The following is an 18,488-nucleotide window of genomic DNA, read 5'->3' as shown; positions in this document are numbered from 1 at the left end:
TACGCCATGACCGAATGGATAGCTGTAATCACCATTACCCTGCTTGCCGTGATCAGCCCGGGAGCGGATTTCGCCCTGGTCACCCGTAACAGCCTGCTGCTGTCGCGCCGCGCCGGTGTGCTCACCGCGTTGGGCATCGGCTTGGGTGTATTGATCCACGTCGGCTACACCCTGCTCGGTGTCGGCCTACTGCTGCAGCAATCGACCTTGCTGTTCAATACGTTCAAGCTGGCCGGAGCGGCGTACCTGATTCACCTCGGCGTGAAGATGCTGCTGAGCAAACCCGACAGCACGGCCCCCGCAACCCTAGAGGCGCCGCCAGCCGACAGCGCGACGCTGCGTACCGGCCTGCTGACCAACGCACTTAACCCGAAGACAGCGGTATTCATCGTCAGCCTGTTCATGCAGGTGGTGCAGCCGGACACCGGCCTGGCCACGCAACTGGGCTACGGAGTCTTTATCGCCCTGGCGCATGTCGGCTGGTTCGCACTGGTCGCCCTGTGCTTTTCCGCCGGCGCCGTGCGCGAGCGGCTGTTGGCCGCCAGACTGTGGATCGACCGCCTGTTCGGCGGGCTGCTGATCGGCTTCGGCACCCTGCTGGCACTTGCCAGTCAGCACCAGTAGCGCGACAGTCTTTTGCCAGGCTGGCTGGAGCCCAACACCAGAGGACAAGGAGATGGAACGACACACCGGCGGCTGCCTCTGCGGCCAGGTACGCTTCGAAACCAGCGGCCAGCCTTATCGGGTCGGCGTCTGCCACTGCCTGGATTGCCGCAAGCACCATGGCGCACTCTTCCATGCGTCGGCGATATTCCCGCAGGACGCGGTGAAGATAGAGGGCGAAACCGGCCAGTATGCGGGCCGTCACTTCTGTCCTCGCTGCGGCTCATCGGTGTTCGGGCGCTCGGCGGATGAAATCGAAGTGAACCTCGGCTCGCTGGATGAACCGGACCGCTTCCCCCCAACCTACGAACTCTGGACCATCCGCCGTGAAGCCTGGCTACCGCCCTTCCCCTTCAGCCGGCACTACCCGCGCGACCGTGACACCGGCACTCGCCACGAGTGACCGCACCGACTAATTACGCAAGCGCCTCACGCTGGCACACCCAGCCGTGCATCAGCCCAGCCTGGAAGAACTGCGTCGGCGCCGTGAAACCGCCCGCCTGAATGATGTCAGCCACCTGCGGCGCCGACAGCACAGCCACATCGCGTGCATAGGCCGCTCGTGCCCGCTCCAGCATCTGCGCGTCGACGCCGGCCGATGACATCAGTGTCATCCAGCCGGGCAGCAGCACCTCGTAGGCAGGCGAGTGGATGTCCGATGCCAGGTCGGCATTGGCCAACAGCCCGCCCGGCTTCAGGCGCTGGCCGATCTGTCGGAAGAAGCCGGTACGCGCCTGTACGTCGGTGAGGAACTGCGACACCAGAAAACAGGTGGCACCGTCATAGGCCTGGCCTGCTGCCAGCGTTTCCAGATAGCCCTCGTGGTAGTCGCAACGATGCGCAAAGCCACCACGCTCCGCGCGCTGGCGACAGACCTCCAGCATTGCCCCGGATGGGTCGAGCGCAGTGAAGCGCCAACCCGGAAAGCGCTCAGCCAGATGGGCGATCTCTGCCCCCGTACCAGCACCTACACAGAGAATCCGCGCATCGTCAGGCAGGCCGACGAACAAGGCATCGAGCAGTAGATACAGCGCCTCACGAATCGGCGCCATCCCCTCCCATTGCTTGTCGTAACCGGCCGCCTGCTGGTCGAACAGCGCCTTGAGTTCCTCGTCACGCATGGCAAACCTCCGTCGAATGATCGTGCCCACGCCATCCAGTATCCCAGAGCTGTCAAGCCCTCTCCATTCCGCTCCCGAACGTCGGCCCCAGTTCGCGCAAGCAAGTGATTGGCCGATGATGAATTCATGGGCACTTTGCCAGAGCTTCGGGGGACTAACGGGCATGCCCACTCCCAGCGGACCCGACATGCAGAGCCCGACCTTCGAACAGAAAGCCTTCATCCTGCTGCTGGTCCTGGTGACCATCGCCTTCTTCTGGATTCTGCTGCCGTTCTACGGTGCCGTGTTCTGGGCCATGGTCCTGGCCGTGGTGTTCGCCCCGTTGCAGGAGCGCCTGATTCGCCGCACGGGTGGCCGAAGCAACCTCGCTGCCCTGCTGACATCGATCATCTGCCTGTTGGTGGCGATCCTGCCAGTGATCTTCATCACCTCCTCCGTGGTGGCCGAAGGCGCCTCTCTCTATCAGAAGCTGGAGTCCGGCGAGCTGGACATCGGCACCTACGTCACCAGCTTCATCCAGATGCTGCCCCCGTCCATCCAGGAACAGCTCGACCGCCTCGGCATGAGCGATCTCGATGGCTTGCGCGAACAGATTTCCAAGGGTGCCATGGCCGGCAGTCAGTACCTGGCCACCAAGGTATTCGCAATCGGCCAGGGCACCTTCGAGTTCTTCATCGGCTTCTTCGTCATGCTGTACCTGCTGTTCTTCCTGCTGCGCGATGGCAAGGAGCTGGTGCACAAGATCCGCACCACCATCCCGCTGGCAGATACCACCAAGCGTCGCCTGCAGATCAAGTTCACACGCGTGGTACGCGCCACCGTCAAGGGCAACGTGGTGGTCGCGGCGGTACAGGGCGCACTCGGTGGTTTCATCTTCTGGGCGCTGGGCATCTACAGCCCATTGCTGTGGGGTGTGCTGATGGCCTTTCTGTCGCTGCTACCGGCGGCTGGCGCCGGTATCGTCTGGGCACCAGTAGCGGTGTACCTGATGCTCAGCGGCAGCTTGGTGCAAGGCATCATCCTCAGCGCCTTCGGCGTGCTGGTGATCGGCCTGGTGGACAACATCCTGCGCCCTATCCTGGTCGGCAAGGACACCCGCATGCCCGACTACCTGATCCTCATCTCCACCCTCGGCGGTCTTTCTTTGCTAGGCCTCAACGGCTTCGTGATCGGACCGCTGGTGGCGGCGCTGTTCGTGGCCAGCTGGAACCTGTTCGGGGCGAAGAAGAAGGTCAGATTGCCGGATTGACACCCACCTAAAATCACCACGCGCTGCGCCTGCCAGGGCGCAGCGCTTCAGCGATTGCTGGTCAGCCAGCCGTCACCGTCATGCCGCCATCGGCCATGACTACGGCGCCGACCATGAAACTCGCCCGCTCGGATGCAAGAAAGGCGACCACCTCGGCAATCTCCTGCGGCTGAGCCGCACGCCCGATCGGTGCGCTCTCGCCGTGCTGAGCCAGAAACGCCGGCCCGTCCTCCACCACATCATTGAGAATGTTGGTGACTACATCCCCCGAGCCAACGGCATTCACGCGAATACCATGCTCGATCGCTTCCAATGCCAGAGTACGGGTCAACTGGGCCAGAGCCCCCTTGGAAGCTGCGTAGGCAGCGATGGTGGGAAAGGCGAAGTAAGACGCATAGGAGGCGATATTGACGATGGCGCCGGACTTGTTCGGCATCATCGCCTTCATCGCTTCGCGGCAATGCATGAAGGCTGCCGTGGCGTTGACGGCCTGGATGCGCTCCCAATCCTCGCGGCTCATGTCCACCACCGCCTTGTTGATGATGATGCCTGCATTGTTCACCAGGATATCGAGCCGACCGAAGCGCTCGACTGCCAACGCCACAGCGCGCTCGGCAGCGCCGTCCTGGGTGATGTCAGCCAACAGCGGTACCAGCTCCGGCTGGGCCAGTTGCTCCACTGCCGGATCGATGTCCTCGGCAATGACCTTGGCCCCGCGGGCATGCAGTAACAACGCGGTGGCCTTGCCGATGCCGCTGGCAGCGCCAGTGATCAGAGCCACCTTGCCCGCCACTTCCTGGGTAATGATGCTGTCGATGTCAGCCATGATGATTCCTCCTCAATCGGGGCGAAGTGACACCTTCGCCAATGCACCACAAGCGGGTGCGTTAGAAGACGGCTTCATCCTCTCTCAGATAGTCATGGCGGGCTTTCGCGGCCTTGCGCGGACTGTCGCGATATTGCGCCCGATCCACACCGGACATGCGCATGGATAGGCATACGCCCGTGCGCTAACCTGTGGGACAGCTAGCTGCAACGGATCATCCTCGAGAGACGCTTTACTGGTGAGCCAATCCGAACCTGCCGCCTCTTCTGACGCCCTGCGGATTCCGGCAGAGGCCATGCGGCACCATCTGCCGGGCGGCCAGCCCGCCCAGCCGCTGCCGCCTGTCACGCAGGACGTGGTTCTGCAGCTCTATACGCATCGCAGCATCGCCGAGCCGATACTCGTGCCTGCGGTGGCAGAACCGCTGCTGGTGATGGTCCTGGCGGGATCGGCCATCGTCGAAGAGCGCACAGCGGGCAGCGATTGGGAACAAAGCGAGGTACGCGTCGGCGACTTCTTCCTGACCACCACCGCGCAGCCCTACGAAATGCGCTGGCAGACCACGGGTGGCGATAGCTTCGAAGTGATGCACCTCTATCTCGCTCCCGCGCTGATCGACCATGCAGCACGCGATCTCGGGCTGGCCGGGGCGGTAAATCTGCGCGACGTATCCGGCGGCCGTGACGACTGGGTGCGCGCGCTGCTCGAACAGCTGCGTACGGAGCTCACCGGCAACCACGCACCGAGCCAACTGCTGGTGCACAACCTGGCCCAGGCGCTGGCGATACACCTCGTGCGAAGCTATCGCGCCCCGCTGCCAGCAGGTAGGCGCAGCAACGCGCTGCAGGCTTACAAGCTGAGGCGCGCCATCGACCTGATGAACCAGCACCTGGCGCACGACTTCTCCCTGGCCAGGCTGGCTGAGGCCGCGCAACTGAGCGAATACCACTTCAGCCGACTGTTCAAACGCGCCACCGGCTTGCCGCCATCGCACTACTTCATTCGCCTGCGCATCGCTCGCGCCCGACAACTGCTACTGGAAACCGAGCGGAGCGTGATCGATATCGGGCTGGAAGTGGGTTACTCGAGCCCCAGCCATTTCTCGCAAGTCTTTCGCCGTGAAGTGGGCGTGACGCCGAGCGCCTATCGCGATCCGGGGCAGGATTAGCGGCGGTCAGACCGAGGTATTCGTTGCAGCGCAGGCTGCTCAGCCAGGCAATCTGAATACGCCTGCATCGGTAAGCAGTTGCACGAGGTTTTCAGGCCATACCGTTTCTTTTGTGGCTATCAGTTCCTGAGCAGACCACCAGTGATGATCCGTCATGACCTTTTTCTCATGGCTCGTCCAGTGAGAACGGAAAAGGGCCTTGTCCTCGACGTGCAAGACAAAATATTGCTCCACGGCCAACACCGCCTCGCCGCTGGGCAGGGTCAATGAAACGCGTCGGTGAGCCACTGGTTCGGCAACTGCCCCTACCCGAATACCCGTCTCTTCGTACAGCTCACGTAGGGCCGCCTCATGGAATGTCTCCCCGGGCTCCAAACCACCACCCGGCGTGGCCCAATGGCCTGTGCCAGCCAAAGCGTCATCGGTGTGATGAAACCTGAAAAGCAGAACTTCCTCGGCAGGACTGATGAGTAATAGTCGTGCTGCTTCGCGTTCACGCATGTCCGCCTCCCGGAAAAAAGGGCGCAGATTAGGAATGATTAAGCGCACCGGCAAGCTCAAGCCAATCCGCAACAAGCCTCGCGTGATAGCTCTGGATATTGGGCCGCTTCGCCCCTAGGATATTGCGAACTCGTACTACCGCGGCTGCTGAACCCGGTATTCACGAGGGCATGATGATGGCAAGACCCCGTGCCTGGAGACGCTCACAGGCTCACAAAGATGCACCTCTTACGCTGCTGCGCTTGCCGTACCAGCGACCAGAGAAGAACTGGAAGCTGATGTACACCCGAGCGGAGAAATTGCTCAGGGCACGCCAGCTCGGCCTCAGCTATCCCATTCGCACCACCCGCCAACTGCTGGACCAAGAGTGACCAACCTCCTTTTCATCTGCAGTCGCAACCAGTGGCGTAGCCCTACTGCGGAAGCGATCTGGCGCCGCCGCCCCGGTTATGAAGCTCGCTCGGCAGGCACCAGCCCGAACGCCCGCAAACCCATAGGCCCAGCGGATATCCGCTGGGCCGACATCATCTTCGTCATGGAGCACAAGCACGCCAATCGACTGCGTGCAGAATACGCACGTCTGCTCGAACACAAGCGGCTGCACATTCTGGATATCCCTGATGACTACCGTTTCATGGACCCGGAACTGATGGAGATGCTTGAAGATATGGTGAGCGCATATCTCACCGAGCAGGATTGAAGCATTCACCTCATCTGCGAATCCGCATTGCGGCAGTTAGTCCTAGCGCACATTCATCGCGGCGGTGATAAAAGACCGAGACATCAGGCTAGGCGCAATCAGAGATGGAATTCACCGAGTACGGAAACCCCGCAGGCAAACCGGTCGTTTACTTTCACGGGGTACCGGGCTCGTCTCATGAGAGCCTTTTATTCGACGCACCAGCCCGAGAGCATGGCCTGCGTATTCTCTGCTTCGACCGCTTCGCCATCGACCGATCCATTACCGGTGCCGACTACTACCGGCATATTGCGCAATTGATCGACGAGAGGGTGCAAGGCTCTCCGGTCGACCTCATCGGTTTTTCCCTGGGGACTCATGCCGCGCTGGAAGTCAGCGCAGTCATACCGGGCCAGGTTCGTAGCCTGCACTTGATTTCCGCAGCCGCCCCGCTCGATGGCGGTGCCTTTCTGGATGAGATGGCCGGCAAGGCCGTGTTCTCTCTGGCCAAGCGCAATCCGTATTTGTTCCAGTGGCTGGTGAAGTGGCAAGCGCTACTGGCCAAACGGGCACCGCAGATGCTGTTTCGCATGCTGTTCGCCAACGCTCAGGGGCAGGATCGGGAGCAGGTGAAATCACCGGAGTGCAAAGCGCTTATCTGCCAGGTACTGCAGCAGTGCTTTGCCCAAGGAACGTCCGGCTATACGCGGGATATACAGCAGTATCTCCAGCCCTGGTCAACCGGCGTCTTCGCCATCAAGGTAGATGTATGCCTGTGGCATGGCACGCAGGACAACTGGTCGCCTTTCGGCATGTCGACAAGCCTGGCCGAATGCTTGCCAAGTACGACAGGTGTCGAGCCGATGGAGGGGCTGTCTCACTACTCCTGCCTGTATGCCGCAGCCTCCAGGATCTGCGCGTTGCTCGCCAGCGCTTGAGCTGGGCTCCGAGCGCTACTGGCCAAGCCATTCCGGAGATTCTGTCCTATCGCGCCACGGCCCCACGGGACAGCACATCGCTCAGGGCCACCGAGGGGCATACCACACGCAGCAGCTTGCGAAACCGCGGACATTCCATATGGGACGACGCAGGGCATTCGGCAACATGCCTGAGTAGACGACTCATGGTGGTCATGCGCAGCACCTGGCGATCGAGCTCATCGGCTCGTTGAAGTAGGGTCGGTCGCGCCAGATCCGGGTTGCGATCCTTGTCGAACATTGCGCCGATATCTTCCAGCGAAAAACCGGCGGCCTTTCCCAGTCCGATCAGAGCAAGCTGGACGATGGTTTCCTCGCTGTACTGTCGACGCAAACCGTTGCGGCAAACGGGCCGGATCAGCCCCACCTGCTCGTAATAGCGAAGCGTGGAGGTAGGCACCCCGCTGGTTTTCGAGAGCACTCCGATATCGACGAGTTTCATGCTTGACCTCAAGTTGACTTGAACTTGCATAGTAGGCCATCGCCACTCCGATAGGCAGACAATGCACATGAAATCCACCCTCTCCCCTGCGGCCAGCAAACGAATGCTCATGGCATTGGCCGGCGCCATCCTGCTCGCGTCGCTGGGCATCAGCATCGCCACCGTCGCCCTACCCAGCCTGGCTACCGTGTTTTCTGCCGGCGTGCAGCAAGTGCAATGGGTCGTACTGGCCTACCTGCTCGCCCTGACGTGCGTCATAGTCGTTACAGGACGAATGGGCGATCTCTACGGGAATCGCCGCGTGCTGGTCGGCGGCATCCTATTGTTCACTCTGGCCTCTGCCGGCTGCGCAGTGGCACCGACCCTGGGTTGGCTCATCGCAGGCCGAACGGTGCAGGGCGTGGGTGCGGCGACGCTGATGGCGCTGCCACTTTCCATCGCCAAGACCCTGATTGCGAAAGAACGCCTGGGCGCATCGATGGGCCTGCTCGGAACGATGTCAGCCATTGGAACCGCGCTGGGCCCCTCGGTCGGCGGCATGCTCATCACAGAGTTTGGCTGGCGCTCCGTTTTCGTTCTGTTGATGCTCTGCGGTAGTGGCCTGCTGGCGCTGGCCGTCACCGGCATTGGAAAAACGGCACCCACTGGAAACTCCGCCCGCATCGATTGGGTCGGTAGCGCTTGGCAATCTACAGCGTTGCTCTGCTTTGCACTCGCGGCCAGCGGAGGCCGGGTCGGCGTGGCCATTGCCCCCTGGATGTTGCTGGTGCTGGCCGCCGCTGCGTTTCTGGTATTCATCCGTACCGAGTTGGTCGTGCCCAACCCCCTGATCCCGGTAGCGCTTGCACGCGGACGTGGTATCGCCTCGTCACTGTCGATGAACCTCGTGGTCGCGACCATCATGATGTCCACACTGGTGGTCGGCCCATTGTTTCTCACGTTTGGCCTGGGCCTCAGCGAGGCCGGCACAGGCTTGGTAATGGCCGTCGGGCCTGGCGCCGCCGCGCTGTCGGGAGCGCCGGCGGGCAGGCTGGCAGATCGGTTCGGAACCCACCAGACATTGCTCGCTGGCCTGCTGCTCGCCAGCGTTGGGCTGTGTGGCTTCGCTGTGCTGCCGGTACTCATCGGAATTCCGGGCTACATCATGGCGATGGTGCTGATGACACCGGGCTTCCAGCTGTTCCTGGCGGCCAACAACACGGCCGCGATGAACCTGGCGGCCGAAAAGCACCGAGGGGTGCTCTCAGGACTGCTCGGTCTTTCACGCAACCTGGGCCTGATGACGGGCGCCTCCCTGCTGCCGCTACTGTTTGCCTCGCTACTGGACAGTAAGACATTGGCGACAAACTCCACACCTGCGATCAGCAACGCCTTCTCCGTGACCTTCCTGAGCCTGGCCGGCCTGTGTTTTCTCACTTTCCTGTTCGCGGCGCGGGGATGGCGTCGCGCGGTTAGAAAAGTTGACGGATAACACCCATGAATAGACCAACTAACAGCCTGACTCAGCCAGCATACGAAGTCTTCACTGGCAGCTCGTGATCAACCTATCCAGGGTCCGACCAATGACGCTGAAAAGCCTCTCCACGCATCTAAAACTTTTTCTAGCAGCGCCGATAGCTTTGGCAGGCCATCCGCCTCCACCATTTCTGGAAACGTCCTATGAGCTTTAGAAATCTCAACCTGGCTCCACGAGCAGCCCTCTTCTTCGCACTGATTGTCGGGCTCGTTTTCGTGCTCGGCGTGGTCGCCGTGCTAGAGATGGGAAAGCTGCGCGATATTGAAATCGACGTTGAGCAGAACTGGATGGCCAGCGTTCGCCAGACCGGGGTCATGAACGCCGCTACGCTGCGGCTAAGGCTCGAAACCCAACGAGGCCTGGCGGACCCTCAAAGCATCCAGCGCACCATCGACAGCTTCCCCGGGTACCGCAAAGCTTTGATGGATGCGGTCGCAGACTACGAACCGATGGTCGTCAGCGATACGGAGCGCACGCTGTTTACCGCAGTAAAAGACAGCGCCGACGCCTATGCCAGGCAGCTGGACCTACTCGAACCCATGATGAGGGCCGGTGATGTTTCTTCTGCAGTGAATCTTGTCAGCACAGGCATTCGCCCGCTGACGAACAAGATGGAAGAACAGATCAAGGAACTCACTGAGTTCAACAATAAGGGCGCTCAGCAAGCAGGTCAGACTGCGGCTGAAATCTACTCGTCAGGTCTGGCACTGGTTATCGGGATAGTCATCGTGGTGTTGGTGATGACCATCGTTCTCGCCACCCTACTGACCAAGAGCATTACGGCTCCCATAGGTGATGCATTGTCCGTAGCAGAGCGAATTGCGAGTAGCGATCTGTCGAAAGCAGTGCACGCAAGCGGCACCGACGAGGCAGGTAGGTTGCTCAAGGCACTCGCGCAAATGCAGCAGAACCTGCGCGATACGATTGTGCAAATATCGGACTCATCCACGCAGTTGGCTTCAGCGGCCGAAGAGATGACGGCAGTTACAGAAGCCTCCAGCCGGGGCCTCGTGTCTCAAAATGACGAAGTCAATCAGGCCGCGACGGCTGTTACGGAGATGAGTGCCGCCGTGGATGAAGTGGCCCGCAATGCTGAGTCTGCCTCTGAAGAGTCGAAGCGTACGCAGGGTTTCACGGTGGCCGGTTTGGAGCGAGTGGCGCAGACCCTGAAGTCGATCCAGCGACTGAGTGGCAACGTCGAAGAAACGAGCGTGCAGATACAGGGGTTATCGGATCGCGCACAGAATATCTCCAAGGTCGTGGAAGTTATCCGCGGGATCGCAGAACAGACCAACCTCCTGGCCTTGAATGCTGCAATCGAAGCCGCCCGAGCTGGCGAACAAGGGCGTGGCTTCGCAGTGGTCGCTGACGAAGTCAGGGCGTTGGCTCATCGCACTCAGATGTCGACTCAAGAAATCGAGCAAATGATTGCCGCCATTCAGACTGATTCCGAGCAAGCGGTTCAGGCAATGGGCACCAGCCGCGATTTGGCTAACCAATCCCTCGATATCGCTCAGGAAGCCAGTAGCTCTCTGGATCAAATCGCAACGGCGATCTCTCATATCAATGAACGCAACCTTCAGATCGCGACAGCGTCCGAAGAGCAGTCTCATGTCGCACGCGAGGTGGATCAGAACCTTTTGCGTATCCGTGACCTTGCTTCGCAGAGCGCCGCAGGCGCCAGCCAAACAGCGAGCGCTTGCGGCGAGATGTCCCAGTTGGCAATCAACCTGAATCAGTTGGTGACTCGATTCGTAGTCTGACGCGCGCCGCAAATGGGAACCTCTAGTTGGCCCTGGCACCCCGAGACAGCGCGGAGGGTATTCACTAGTCCCTCTACGCCAGCCGCAAGGCCAGCGCCAACGAGATGGAAAACAGCGCAATCAGATTGCCCAGGATCACGATCGACGCGACCTTCTCTGGCTCCTGGGCATAGCGCTCGGCGAACATGAAATTGAGCACCGCTGGCGGCAGCGCGCCGAAGATCAGTAGGATGTCCGTTTCGCGATCCGACAGGCCAAACGCCAGGCAGAACAGGTAGGCGATCAGCATGCCGGTCAGCGGTGTCGCCACGGCACCGACCGTGCCGATGCGCCACTGCGCGAAGGGCGCGGTGTTCAGGCGTACGCCAAGGGAAAACAGCATCAAGCCCGTGGATACGTCGGCGATGATCTTGATGGCGGAGAGAAAAGGCGGCCACATGGCGATGCCCGACATGCTTACCAGCACGCCGGCCACTCCGGCGATGATTACCGGCTCGCGAAGCAGCCCCCACACCCTGGCGTTGCGCCCCAGCCACCAGGTGGCGATGGCGAAATGCAGGACGTTTTCCACCAGAAACAGCACCACCGCTGCCGGTAGAACCTGCTCGCCGAAGGCGAACAGCAGCAGTGGCAACCCCATGTTGCCGGCGTTCTTGAACATCATCGGCGGCAGCAGGGTTTTCGGTGCATAGCCCAGCCGACGGGCGATAGGCCAGCCAAGCAGGCCGGAGCCGAGCACGATGACCAGGCCACCGAGCGCGGTCATCTGCACCTCGGCCAAGTCGACACTCTTGCCCGCCAGCGCAGAAAAGATCAGCGCGGGCAAGAAGATGCCCATGTTGACCTGGTTGGTGGCGATCATGTCCGGGCGATGCTTGCGACCATACAGGTAGCCCACCGCTATGACCGTGAACACAGGGAAAACGATGCTCACGATCTGCACGAGCATGGGACAACCTTAGCCGCTGGCGATTAGAGGGGCTGGGCGACTCAGCCTTACGTCGGTGTACCGTTGAGGGCGTAATAGCTGCGGATCACCTGGCTGTCGTCCACCCGCCCCTCACCGCGCCCGGAGGTAGCGAGGAACAGTTGGTGCGCCACGGCGGCAATCGGCAACGCAGCCTGCGCGTCGCGCCCGGCTTCGAGGACGATGCCCAGGTCCTTGACGAAGATGTCCACCGCGCTGCTGACCTCAGGCTCGGCCTGCAACATGCGCGGGCCGCGATCCTTGAGCATCCAGCTCGAGGCCGCCGAGCCGCCCATGATTTCCAGCAGTACCGGCAGCTCGACCCCGACCTTGGCCGCCAGCGCGAAGGCTTCGGCTACCACGGCGATATGCACGCCGCACAGCAACTGGTTGACGGCCTTGACCGTGGCGCCCTGCCCGGCTCGCTCACCGACATGGAAGATGCGCTGGCCAATGCCCTCGAACACCGGCTGCACCACCTCGAAGGTGTCGCGTTCACAGGCCGCCATGATGGTCAGCGAGCCGGCGATGGCGCCTGCGGTGCCGCCCGAGACCGGGGCATCGACGAAGCGGCGTCTCGCTGCCCTCACCCGCGCGGCGATGCGCTCGACGGCAGCCGGTGGACAGGTCGCCATCAGGCAGACGATGCCATGCTCGGCCAGTGCCTCCAGTGCGCCGTTGTCGAACAACACCTGCTCGGCCTGGGCAGCATTGACCACCATCAGGATCAGCACATCGGCACCGCTGGCAGCAGAGACGGCGTCGGCTGGCTGCCCGCCAGCCTCGGCAAGCGTGGCGAGTGCCACAGGGTTAAGGTCGATACCGCGCACAACGTGGCCGGCGGCGAGCAGGTTCTTGGCCATGGGCAGCCCCATCGAGCCAAGCCCGGCAAATGCAATCGTAGTCATGGAAACTCCTTGCAGAGCGCGCCCCGGGCATGAACCGTGGCGCATCGATCAATAGAGGGTCAAAGCCGGCACGAACGAGACCAGGCCGAGCACGATGATCGCCACCAGGTAGAACGGCCACAGCTCGCGCACCACGGCCCCAACCTTCTCGCGGGAAATCGCCGAGGCGATGAACAGCGTGGTGCCCACCGGCGGGGTAAACAGGCCGATGCTCAGGTTGACCACCATCATGATGCCGAGCTGGGTCAGGTCGAGACCGATGGCGTTGCCGATGGCGACGAAGGTCGGCCCCAGCAGCAGGATCGCCGCCGGCAGGTCGAGGAACATGCCTACCACCACCATGATCAGGTTGAGCATGAGGATGACCATCCACGGCGAACTCAGGGTTCGTGCGGTCCACTCGGCCACGGCGGTTGGCACCGACTCGACAGTCAGCACATAACCCACTAGGTTCGAGGCGGCGATCACCAGCATCACCACACCGGTGGTGATCGCGGTGTGTACCAAAGCGTCGTAGAGCCGGCGCAGAGTCAGGTCGCGATAGACCAGCATGCTCACCATCAAGCCGTAGAACACCGCCAGCACGCTGACCTCGGTCGGCGTGGCGATACCAGCACGCAGCAACACCACGATGAAGGCCGGCATCGCCAGCGCCGGTGCAGCAGCGATCGTCACGCGCAGCACACCCTTGAAGGTGATCTCACTGGCCAGGCGCTTGAAGCCACGCAGACGGCCTGACAGGTAGCAGGTCAGCATGAAGCCGACGCACAGCAACAGCCCCGGTACCAGGCCGGCGAGAAACAGCGCAGCAATCGACTGGTTGGATACGGCGGCGTAGAGAATCAACGGAATCGACGGCGGAATCAGCCCGGCGATGGTCGCCGACGACGCGGTTGCGGCAGCGGCGAAGGCGCCCGGATAGCCCTCGCGCTTCTGCCAGGGAATCAGCATCGAGCCAAGCGCCGAGGCCTCCGCCACGGCCGAACCGGATACCCCGCCGAACACGGTCGAGCCGACCACCGTGACCTGGCCAAGCCCACCATGGAAGCGGCCGACCAGCATGGTGGCGAAGTCGATCAGGCGCTTGCCCAGCGTGCCGCCCATCATCAGGCTGCCGGATAGCATGAAGAACGGGATGGCCAGCAGCGGGAAGCTCTGCGTGGGCTGAAAGATCTTCACGATCGCCGCCACGCTGGGGATGCCGCCAACGGCGACAGCCGCCAGCCCCGAGCTGATCAGCAGTGCATAACCGACCGGTACTGCCAGTGCCAGCAACACGGCGAAGACCAGAAGCATCATGAGGGTCATAGGTCGTCCTCGATGTTATGAGCACGGACGGCGAGCGGATCGCCGGCTTGCAGCAGATGAACCAGCGTGGTCAACGCGGTCAGGCCAAGGCCGACGAACCCGGTGATCATGGCCAGATAAGCCCATCTCGCCGAAATTCCGGTGACGGGGTAGATCTCGCCGCCGGTGATCTCGATCACGTCGAGACCGACCCAGGCCAGGTAGAAGAAGGTGGCGGTGATCAGCAGTTGATGGCCGATCAGCAACAGCCGGTTGCCACCGCGCCCCAACCAGCCCTGGATGGCAGTGACGGCGATGTGCTGACCACGCTGGGCAGCCAGCACGATGCCGCCCATGACCAGCCAGGGAAACAGGATATTGGGTATCTCGGTAGGCCAGCCCATGCCCTGATTGGTTAGGTAGCGCACGACTACCTCGGCCATCAGCGCTACGAACATGGCCACCAGTGCCGCAATCACGACCGCCACGCTGGCGGCCACGATTGCGCTGTCCACCCACTTCACCACCTGCGTCAGAGCACCGGCCTGCGCCGTTTCCTTGCCGGGGTTTTGAGCGGCCATCATTGCTTGCCCGCCTCCGTGACGATCAGCTCGACCAGTTCGGGGTACTGCTTCGACCACTTGTCATAGACCGGCTTGGTCTTGGCGGCGAACTCGGCCTGGTCGATTTCGTTGATCTCGACGCCGGCTTCGGTGAGCTTGGTGCGCAACTCGATATCGGCAGCCAGGGACATCTCGCGGTTGAGCTTGCCGGCCTCTGCAGCGGCCTCCTTGATCGCCTGCTGGTCGGCCTTGGACAGCGAGGCCCAGATCATCTTGCTGGCCAGCAACGGCGTGGTCTCGTATTTATGCCCGGTCAAGGAGATGTACTTCTGCACCTCGTAGAGTTTCGAGGAATAGACGTTCATCAGCGGGTTTTCCTGGCCGTCGAACACCCCTTGTTGCAAGGCGATGTACAACTCGGAGAACGCCAGCGGACCGGGGTTGGCGCCAAGCGCCTTGAAGATGTCCAGGGTCATGGCATCCGGCGGCGTACGCACCTTGATTCCCTGCAGGTCTTCAGTCTTCAAGATCGGACGTTTATTGTTGCTGGTGTGGCGAATGCCGTTGTCCCACAGCGCCAGCACCACCAGCCCCTTCTTGTTGGCTGCCTCGTCGAGCTTGGCGCCGACCGGGCCATCGACCACCTTGTAGGCGTGTTCGAGATCACGGAACAGGAACGGCAGGCCGACCAGGTTGAATTCCGGTACCACGCCGGCGGTGCTGCCCTGGGAGTTGGTGCTGAACGCCAGCGTGCCCAGGCGCATGTTGGTCAGCGATTCGACGTCGTCGCCGAACTGGGCGCTGCCACCCACCTCGACCTTCACCCGACCTTCGGTCTTTTGCTCGACCAGTTCCGCGAACTTCAGGGACGCCACCGCCTTCGGGTTACCCGGCGCGGCGTTGTGGGAGAGGCGCAGTACCTGTTGCGCCCAACTGGTGGAGGCAGTAGCCAGTGCCAAGGTCGCGGTGAGTGCGATCAGTGTCTTTTTCATGAGCTTCACCTTGCTTTTTTTATTGATGTTGTCTGCATGTCTTGCTTGCTGCAGGTTGCAGGTGCGAGCGGCAGAGCCCTCACCTGCACCGGGTATTACTCAACCGTGGATGAGCATGCCACCGTTGACGTCGATCACCGCACCGGTGATGTAGGCCGACAGATTCGAAGCCAGGAACAGATAGGCACCAGCGACTTCCTCGGCGTTGCCCAGGCGATTGAGCGGGATGCTGGCGGCAATCTCGGCCTTCTGTTGATCGCTGAGCTTGCCGGCGCTGATGTCGGTCTGGATCAGGCCGGGGGTGACGCAATTGACGCGGATGTTGCTCGGCCCGAATTCGCGCGCCATGGCCTTGGCCAGCCCCAGCACACCGGCCTTCGCTGCCGAGTAGTGCGGGCCGCCGAGGATGCCGCCGCCACGCTGGGCCGACACCGACGACATGCAGGCGATGGAACCGCTGCCCTGGGCCTGCATGTGTGGAATGACGGCCTGGGACAGGTACAACACGCCGCGCAGGTTGACGTCGAGGATGCGATCCCAGCTTGCCGGGTCGATTTCCAGGGTCTTCACCGGCTGGGTAATGCCGGCATTGTTGATCAGCACGTCGATGCGACCGAAGTCGGCGATGGCACGCTCGGTGGCCTGCAGGCAGGCGTCCTTGTCGGCCACGTTGCAGGCATAGCCGCGATGCTGCGGGCCGATGGCAGCCGCCGCTTCGATGGCAGCCCCCTCATCGAGATCGAGAATGGCCACCGTGGCGCCATGGCTGGCGAACAGGCGAGCAGTAGCCAGGCCGATGCCGCGCGCCGAGGCCGCGCCCGAAATCATGGCTACCTTGCCGTCGAGCAGAAGAGCGTTGTTCATGTATGGATTCCTTGCAGTTGCGCCGTCGGGCGGCGCGTGGATACAGGGTCGAGGTCGCGCCAAGTTCAGCCGAGCCAACCCTTGATGGTGGCCGACATCGCCTCGGTGGAAATACCGTAACGGTCATGCAGCGTTGGCAGCGCACCGGCGTCCAGGAAGGCATCGGGCAGCGCGATCTGGCGAAATTGCGGAGTCACCCCGGCAGTCAGCAGCGCGGTGGCCACGGCTTCGCCAAGCCCGCCGACCGAGCTGTGGTTCTCCGCCACGACCACGAGGCGCCCGGCCTTTCCGGCTTCACGCAGGATGGTCGCCACGTCGAGCGGCTTGATGGTGGGCACGTGCAACACGCCGACGTCGATCCGGTCCGCCTCCAGCGCCTTGGCCACTTCCAGCGCGCGCATGGTCAGGATGCCGGACGAGATCACCAGCACGTCGCGGCCATCACGCAGCATCTTGGCCTTGCCCAGTTCGAAGCTGTAGCCGTACTCGTCGAGTACCAGCGGCACGTTGCCGCGCAGCAGGCGCATATAAACCGGGCCGTTGTGCGCAGCGATCTGCGGCACGGCCTGCTCGGTATCGAGCGCATCACAGGGGTCGACGATGGTCATGCCGGGGATGCCACGCATCAGCGCGATGTCCTCGGTGGCCTGGTGGCTGGGGCCGTAGCCGGTGGTAAGGCCGGGCAAGGCGCAGCACAGCTTCACATTGAGATTTTCCTCGGCGATCACCTGATGCACGAAGTCGAAGGCTCGCCGCGTAGCGAACACCGCGTAGGTGGTGGCGAACGGCACGAAGCCTTCCTTGGCCATGCCGCCGGCAGCAGCCATCAGCAGTTGCTCGGCCATGCCCATTTGAAAGAAGCGATCCGGGTAGGCCTGCGCGAACAGGTGCAGATCGGTGTACTTGGCCAGGTCGGCGGTCAGGCCGACGATCTCCGGGCGGTTGGCGGCCAGTTCGACCAGGGCCTTGCCGAATGGGGCCGACTGTACGCGCTGCCCTTCGGAGGCAATCGAGGCGATCATCGCCGAGGTGGTCAGGCGTGGTTTCTTGGCGGTGCTGCTCATCGGGCGGCTCCCTGGGCTTGGTCGAGAATATCGAGGGCTTGCTGCCACTCGGCCTGGTCGACGCGAATGAAGTGGTTCTTCTCGCGGGTTTCGAGGAATGGCACGCCCTTGCCCATCAGGGTGTCGCAGAGGATCACGCGCGGCTTGGCTTCGGTGAGGTTGCGCGCAGTGTCGAAGGCCTCGATGACCGCGGCGAGGTCATTGCCATCAACACGCTGAACATGCCAGCCGAACGCGGCCCACTTGTCGGCGAGCGGCTCGAAGCCCAGCACCTTGGTCGAAGGGCCATCGGCTTGCTGGTTGTTGATGTCCACCAGGCAAATCAGGTTGCCCAGGCCGTGGTGAGCCGCGCTCATGGCGGCTTCCCAGGTCGAGCCTTCGTCGAGTTCGCCATCGGACATCGAGTTGTAGACGAAAGCCGGGTTGCCCTTAAGACGCAGACCGAGCGCCATGCCCACGGCAATCGGCAGGCCCTGGCCGAGCGAGCCACCCGACATTTCCATGCCCGGGGTATAGGTCGCCATGCCGGACATGGGCAGGCGGCTGTCATCGCTGCCGTAGGTTTCCAGTTCGTCCTCGGGAATGATCTTCGCCTCGATCAGCGCCGCGTAGAACGCGATGGCGTAATGGCCGTGGGACAGCAGAAAGCGGTCGCGGCCCTCCCAGCTTGGGTCTTCTGGACGCAGATTCAGCGCATGGCAATAGGCGGTCGCCAGCACGTCGGCGTAACCCAGCGCCTGACCGACATAGCCTTGGCCTTGGACCTCGCCCATCTGCAGCGCGAAGCGGCGGATGCGGTAGGCGCCTTCGGCAACCTTGGCGTGGACGGAAGAATTATTGTTCTGCACGCGGTTCTCCTTGCTATGGCCCGACACTGGATGCTGCCGGAGCCTCATATGTCTCGGTTGGAGAGAGCCTCTCCAGGCTTGCCAGGGGGC

At 62.2% G+C, this 18,488-nt stretch carries 21 protein-coding genes; 9 read left to right on the top strand and 12 right to left on the bottom strand.

Features of this window, described 5'->3' with window-relative positions:
* Window positions 1-6 precede the first annotated feature (6 nt).
* Together EL191_RS08740 and EL191_RS08735 are read left to right on the top strand one after the other, a co-directional pair.
* Window positions 7-624, top strand: coding sequence for a LysE family translocator (locus tag EL191_RS08740; RefSeq protein WP_041978108.1), 618 nt, complete (start codon window positions 7-9; stop codon window positions 622-624).
* Window positions 625-676: 52 nt separating this feature from the next.
* Window positions 677-1,066 (top strand): GFA family protein, encoded by a 390-nt coding sequence (locus tag EL191_RS08735; RefSeq protein WP_041978106.1) that lies wholly within the window; start codon window positions 677-679, stop codon window positions 1,064-1,066.
* Window positions 1,067-1,079: 13 nt separating this feature from the next.
* On the opposite strand, the gene EL191_RS08730 is transcribed toward EL191_RS08735, so the two are convergent.
* A complete protein-coding gene (locus EL191_RS08730; protein ID WP_041978104.1) occupies window positions 1,080-1,784 on the bottom strand; it encodes a class I SAM-dependent methyltransferase in 705 nt (234 codons plus the stop codon).
* 187 nt (window positions 1,785-1,971) lie between these two features.
* On the opposite strand from EL191_RS08730, the gene EL191_RS08725 reads away from it, so the two are divergent.
* A complete protein-coding gene (locus EL191_RS08725; RefSeq protein ID WP_041978102.1) occupies window positions 1,972-3,033 on the top strand; it encodes an AI-2E family transporter in 1,062 nt (353 codons plus the stop codon).
* 61 nt (window positions 3,034-3,094) lie between these two features.
* Here EL191_RS08725 and EL191_RS08720 read toward each other — a convergent pair whose 3' ends face one another.
* Window positions 3,095-3,859, bottom strand: coding sequence for an SDR family NAD(P)-dependent oxidoreductase (locus tag EL191_RS08720; RefSeq protein ID WP_041978100.1), 765 nt, complete (start codon window positions 3,857-3,859; stop codon window positions 3,095-3,097).
* Window positions 3,860-4,154: 295 nt separating this feature from the next.
* Here EL191_RS08720 and EL191_RS08715 point away from each other — a divergent pair, with 295 nt between their 5' ends.
* Entirely contained in the window at window positions 4,155-5,027 is an 873-nt protein-coding gene (locus tag EL191_RS08715; protein ID WP_013714853.1) for a helix-turn-helix domain-containing protein, read from the top strand.
* A 39-nt stretch (window positions 5,028-5,066) separates the two neighbouring features.
* Here the strand turns inward: EL191_RS08715 and EL191_RS08710 are convergent, their stop codons facing one another.
* Complete coding sequence (locus EL191_RS08710; RefSeq protein WP_041978098.1) at window positions 5,067-5,528, bottom strand: NUDIX hydrolase; 462 nt, start codon at window positions 5,526-5,528, stop codon at window positions 5,067-5,069.
* Between the two features lie 176 nt (window positions 5,529-5,704).
* Between EL191_RS08710 and EL191_RS24550 the strand changes: the two genes are divergently transcribed.
* From EL191_RS24550 to EL191_RS08695, 3 genes are all read left to right on the top strand, one after another.
* The gene (locus EL191_RS24550; protein ID WP_232005515.1) at window positions 5,705-5,899 is read left to right on the top strand and encodes a hypothetical protein; all 195 of its coding nucleotides are present in this window, start codon (window positions 5,705-5,707) and stop codon (window positions 5,897-5,899) included.
* The gene (locus EL191_RS08700; RefSeq protein ID WP_013714851.1) at window positions 5,896-6,228 is read left to right on the top strand and encodes a low molecular weight protein tyrosine phosphatase family protein; all 333 of its coding nucleotides are present in this window, start codon (window positions 5,896-5,898) and stop codon (window positions 6,226-6,228) included. The genes EL191_RS24550 and EL191_RS08700 overlap by 4 nt, the downstream gene beginning before the upstream one ends.
* Window positions 6,229-6,332: 104 nt before the next feature.
* Entirely contained in the window at window positions 6,333-7,145 is an 813-nt protein-coding gene (locus EL191_RS08695) for an alpha/beta hydrolase (RefSeq protein ID WP_041978092.1), read from the top strand.
* A gap of 46 nt (window positions 7,146-7,191) precedes the next feature.
* Here EL191_RS08695 and EL191_RS08690 read toward each other — a convergent pair whose 3' ends face one another.
* Window positions 7,192-7,626, bottom strand: coding sequence for a helix-turn-helix domain-containing protein (locus tag EL191_RS08690; RefSeq protein WP_041978089.1), 435 nt, complete (start codon window positions 7,624-7,626; stop codon window positions 7,192-7,194).
* A gap of 67 nt (window positions 7,627-7,693) precedes the next feature.
* Between EL191_RS08690 and EL191_RS08685 the strand changes: the two genes are divergently transcribed.
* Entirely contained in the window at window positions 7,694-9,097 is a 1,404-nt protein-coding gene (locus EL191_RS08685; protein WP_126403472.1) for an MFS transporter, read from the top strand.
* Between the two features lie 188 nt (window positions 9,098-9,285).
* Window positions 9,286-10,905 carry a methyl-accepting chemotaxis protein gene (locus tag EL191_RS08680; RefSeq protein WP_041978084.1) on the top strand — a complete coding sequence of 540 codons (1,620 nt, stop codon included), beginning with the start codon at window positions 9,286-9,288 and terminating at the stop codon, window positions 10,903-10,905.
* Window positions 10,906-10,978: 73 nt separating this feature from the next.
* Here EL191_RS08680 and EL191_RS08675 read toward each other — a convergent pair whose 3' ends face one another.
* The 8 genes from EL191_RS08675 to EL191_RS08640 form a co-directional block, all read right to left on the bottom strand.
* Window positions 10,979-11,854 (bottom strand): AEC family transporter, encoded by an 876-nt coding sequence (locus EL191_RS08675; protein ID WP_041978082.1) that lies wholly within the window; start codon window positions 11,852-11,854, stop codon window positions 10,979-10,981.
* A 47-nt stretch (window positions 11,855-11,901) separates the two neighbouring features.
* Window positions 11,902-12,780 (bottom strand): NAD(P)-dependent oxidoreductase, encoded by an 879-nt coding sequence (locus EL191_RS08670; RefSeq protein ID WP_041978080.1) that lies wholly within the window; start codon window positions 12,778-12,780, stop codon window positions 11,902-11,904.
* 48 nt (window positions 12,781-12,828) lie between these two features.
* Window positions 12,829-14,088 carry a TRAP transporter large permease gene (locus tag EL191_RS08665; RefSeq protein WP_041978078.1) on the bottom strand — a complete coding sequence of 420 codons (1,260 nt, stop codon included), beginning with the start codon at window positions 14,086-14,088 and terminating at the stop codon, window positions 12,829-12,831.
* Complete coding sequence (locus EL191_RS08660) at window positions 14,085-14,651, bottom strand: TRAP transporter small permease (protein ID WP_174447351.1); 567 nt, start codon at window positions 14,649-14,651, stop codon at window positions 14,085-14,087. Before EL191_RS08660 ends, EL191_RS08665 begins: the two co-directional genes overlap by 4 nt.
* Window positions 14,648-15,622: a TRAP transporter substrate-binding protein gene (locus tag EL191_RS08655; protein ID WP_041978075.1), complete on the bottom strand. Its 975-nt coding sequence runs from the start codon at window positions 15,620-15,622 to the stop codon at window positions 14,648-14,650. The genes EL191_RS08660 and EL191_RS08655 overlap by 4 nt, the downstream gene beginning before the upstream one ends.
* Window positions 15,623-15,721: 99 nt before the next feature.
* On the bottom strand, window positions 15,722-16,486 hold the full coding sequence (locus EL191_RS08650; protein WP_013714840.1) for an SDR family NAD(P)-dependent oxidoreductase: 765 nt from the start codon (window positions 16,484-16,486) through the stop codon (window positions 15,722-15,724).
* Between the two features lie 65 nt (window positions 16,487-16,551).
* Window positions 16,552-17,550 carry a transketolase family protein gene (locus tag EL191_RS08645; RefSeq protein ID WP_041978073.1) on the bottom strand — a complete coding sequence of 333 codons (999 nt, stop codon included), beginning with the start codon at window positions 17,548-17,550 and terminating at the stop codon, window positions 16,552-16,554.
* Window positions 17,547-18,398, bottom strand: coding sequence for a transketolase (locus tag EL191_RS08640; RefSeq protein WP_013714838.1), 852 nt, complete (start codon window positions 18,396-18,398; stop codon window positions 17,547-17,549). The genes EL191_RS08645 and EL191_RS08640 overlap by 4 nt, the downstream gene beginning before the upstream one ends.
* Window positions 18,399-18,488: the final 90 nt, after the last annotated feature.

It is taken from the genome of Pseudomonas mendocina (assembly GCF_900636545.1).
In the GTDB taxonomy this organism is placed as follows: domain Bacteria; phylum Pseudomonadota; class Gammaproteobacteria; order Pseudomonadales; family Pseudomonadaceae; genus Aquipseudomonas; species Aquipseudomonas mendocina.
Note: the sequence above shows the minus strand (reverse complement) of the source record. Positions and strands in the feature narration are given on the sequence as shown.

Coding starts and splice junctions, on each gene's coding strand:
- EL191_RS24550 (WP_232005515.1), top strand. CDS start 5,705: ATGGCAAGACCCCGTGCCTGGAGACGCTCACAGGCTCACAAAGATGCA.
- EL191_RS08665 (WP_041978078.1), bottom strand. CDS start 14,088: ATGACCCTCATGATGCTTCTGGTCTTCGCCGTGTTGCTGGCACTGGCA.
- EL191_RS08730 (WP_041978104.1), bottom strand. CDS start 1,784: ATGCGTGACGAGGAACTCAAGGCGCTGTTCGACCAGCAGGCGGCCGGT.
- EL191_RS08650 (WP_013714840.1), bottom strand. CDS start 16,486: ATGAACAACGCTCTTCTGCTCGACGGCAAGGTAGCCATGATTTCGGGC.
- EL191_RS08645 (WP_041978073.1), bottom strand. CDS start 17,550: ATGAGCAGCACCGCCAAGAAACCACGCCTGACCACCTCGGCGATGATC.
- EL191_RS08695 (WP_041978092.1), top strand. CDS start 6,333: ATGGAATTCACCGAGTACGGAAACCCCGCAGGCAAACCGGTCGTTTAC.
- EL191_RS08720 (WP_041978100.1), bottom strand. CDS start 3,859: ATGGCTGACATCGACAGCATCATTACCCAGGAAGTGGCGGGCAAGGTG.
- EL191_RS08710 (WP_041978098.1), bottom strand. CDS start 5,528: ATGCGTGAACGCGAAGCAGCACGACTATTACTCATCAGTCCTGCCGAG.
- EL191_RS08735 (WP_041978106.1), top strand. CDS start 677: ATGGAACGACACACCGGCGGCTGCCTCTGCGGCCAGGTACGCTTCGAA.
- EL191_RS08685 (WP_126403472.1), top strand. CDS start 7,694: ATGAAATCCACCCTCTCCCCTGCGGCCAGCAAACGAATGCTCATGGCA.
- EL191_RS08740 (WP_041978108.1), top strand. CDS start 7: ATGACCGAATGGATAGCTGTAATCACCATTACCCTGCTTGCCGTGATC.
- EL191_RS08660 (WP_174447351.1), bottom strand. CDS start 14,651: ATGATGGCCGCTCAAAACCCCGGCAAGGAAACGGCGCAGGCCGGTGCT.
- EL191_RS08655 (WP_041978075.1), bottom strand. CDS start 15,622: ATGAAAAAGACACTGATCGCACTCACCGCGACCTTGGCACTGGCTACT.
- EL191_RS08690 (WP_041978089.1), bottom strand. CDS start 7,626: ATGAAACTCGTCGATATCGGAGTGCTCTCGAAAACCAGCGGGGTGCCT.
- EL191_RS08675 (WP_041978082.1), bottom strand. CDS start 11,854: ATGCTCGTGCAGATCGTGAGCATCGTTTTCCCTGTGTTCACGGTCATA.
- EL191_RS08670 (WP_041978080.1), bottom strand. CDS start 12,780: ATGACTACGATTGCATTTGCCGGGCTTGGCTCGATGGGGCTGCCCATG.
- EL191_RS08725 (WP_041978102.1), top strand. CDS start 1,972: ATGCAGAGCCCGACCTTCGAACAGAAAGCCTTCATCCTGCTGCTGGTC.
- EL191_RS08715 (WP_013714853.1), top strand. CDS start 4,155: ATGCGGCACCATCTGCCGGGCGGCCAGCCCGCCCAGCCGCTGCCGCCT.
- EL191_RS08680 (WP_041978084.1), top strand. CDS start 9,286: ATGAGCTTTAGAAATCTCAACCTGGCTCCACGAGCAGCCCTCTTCTTC.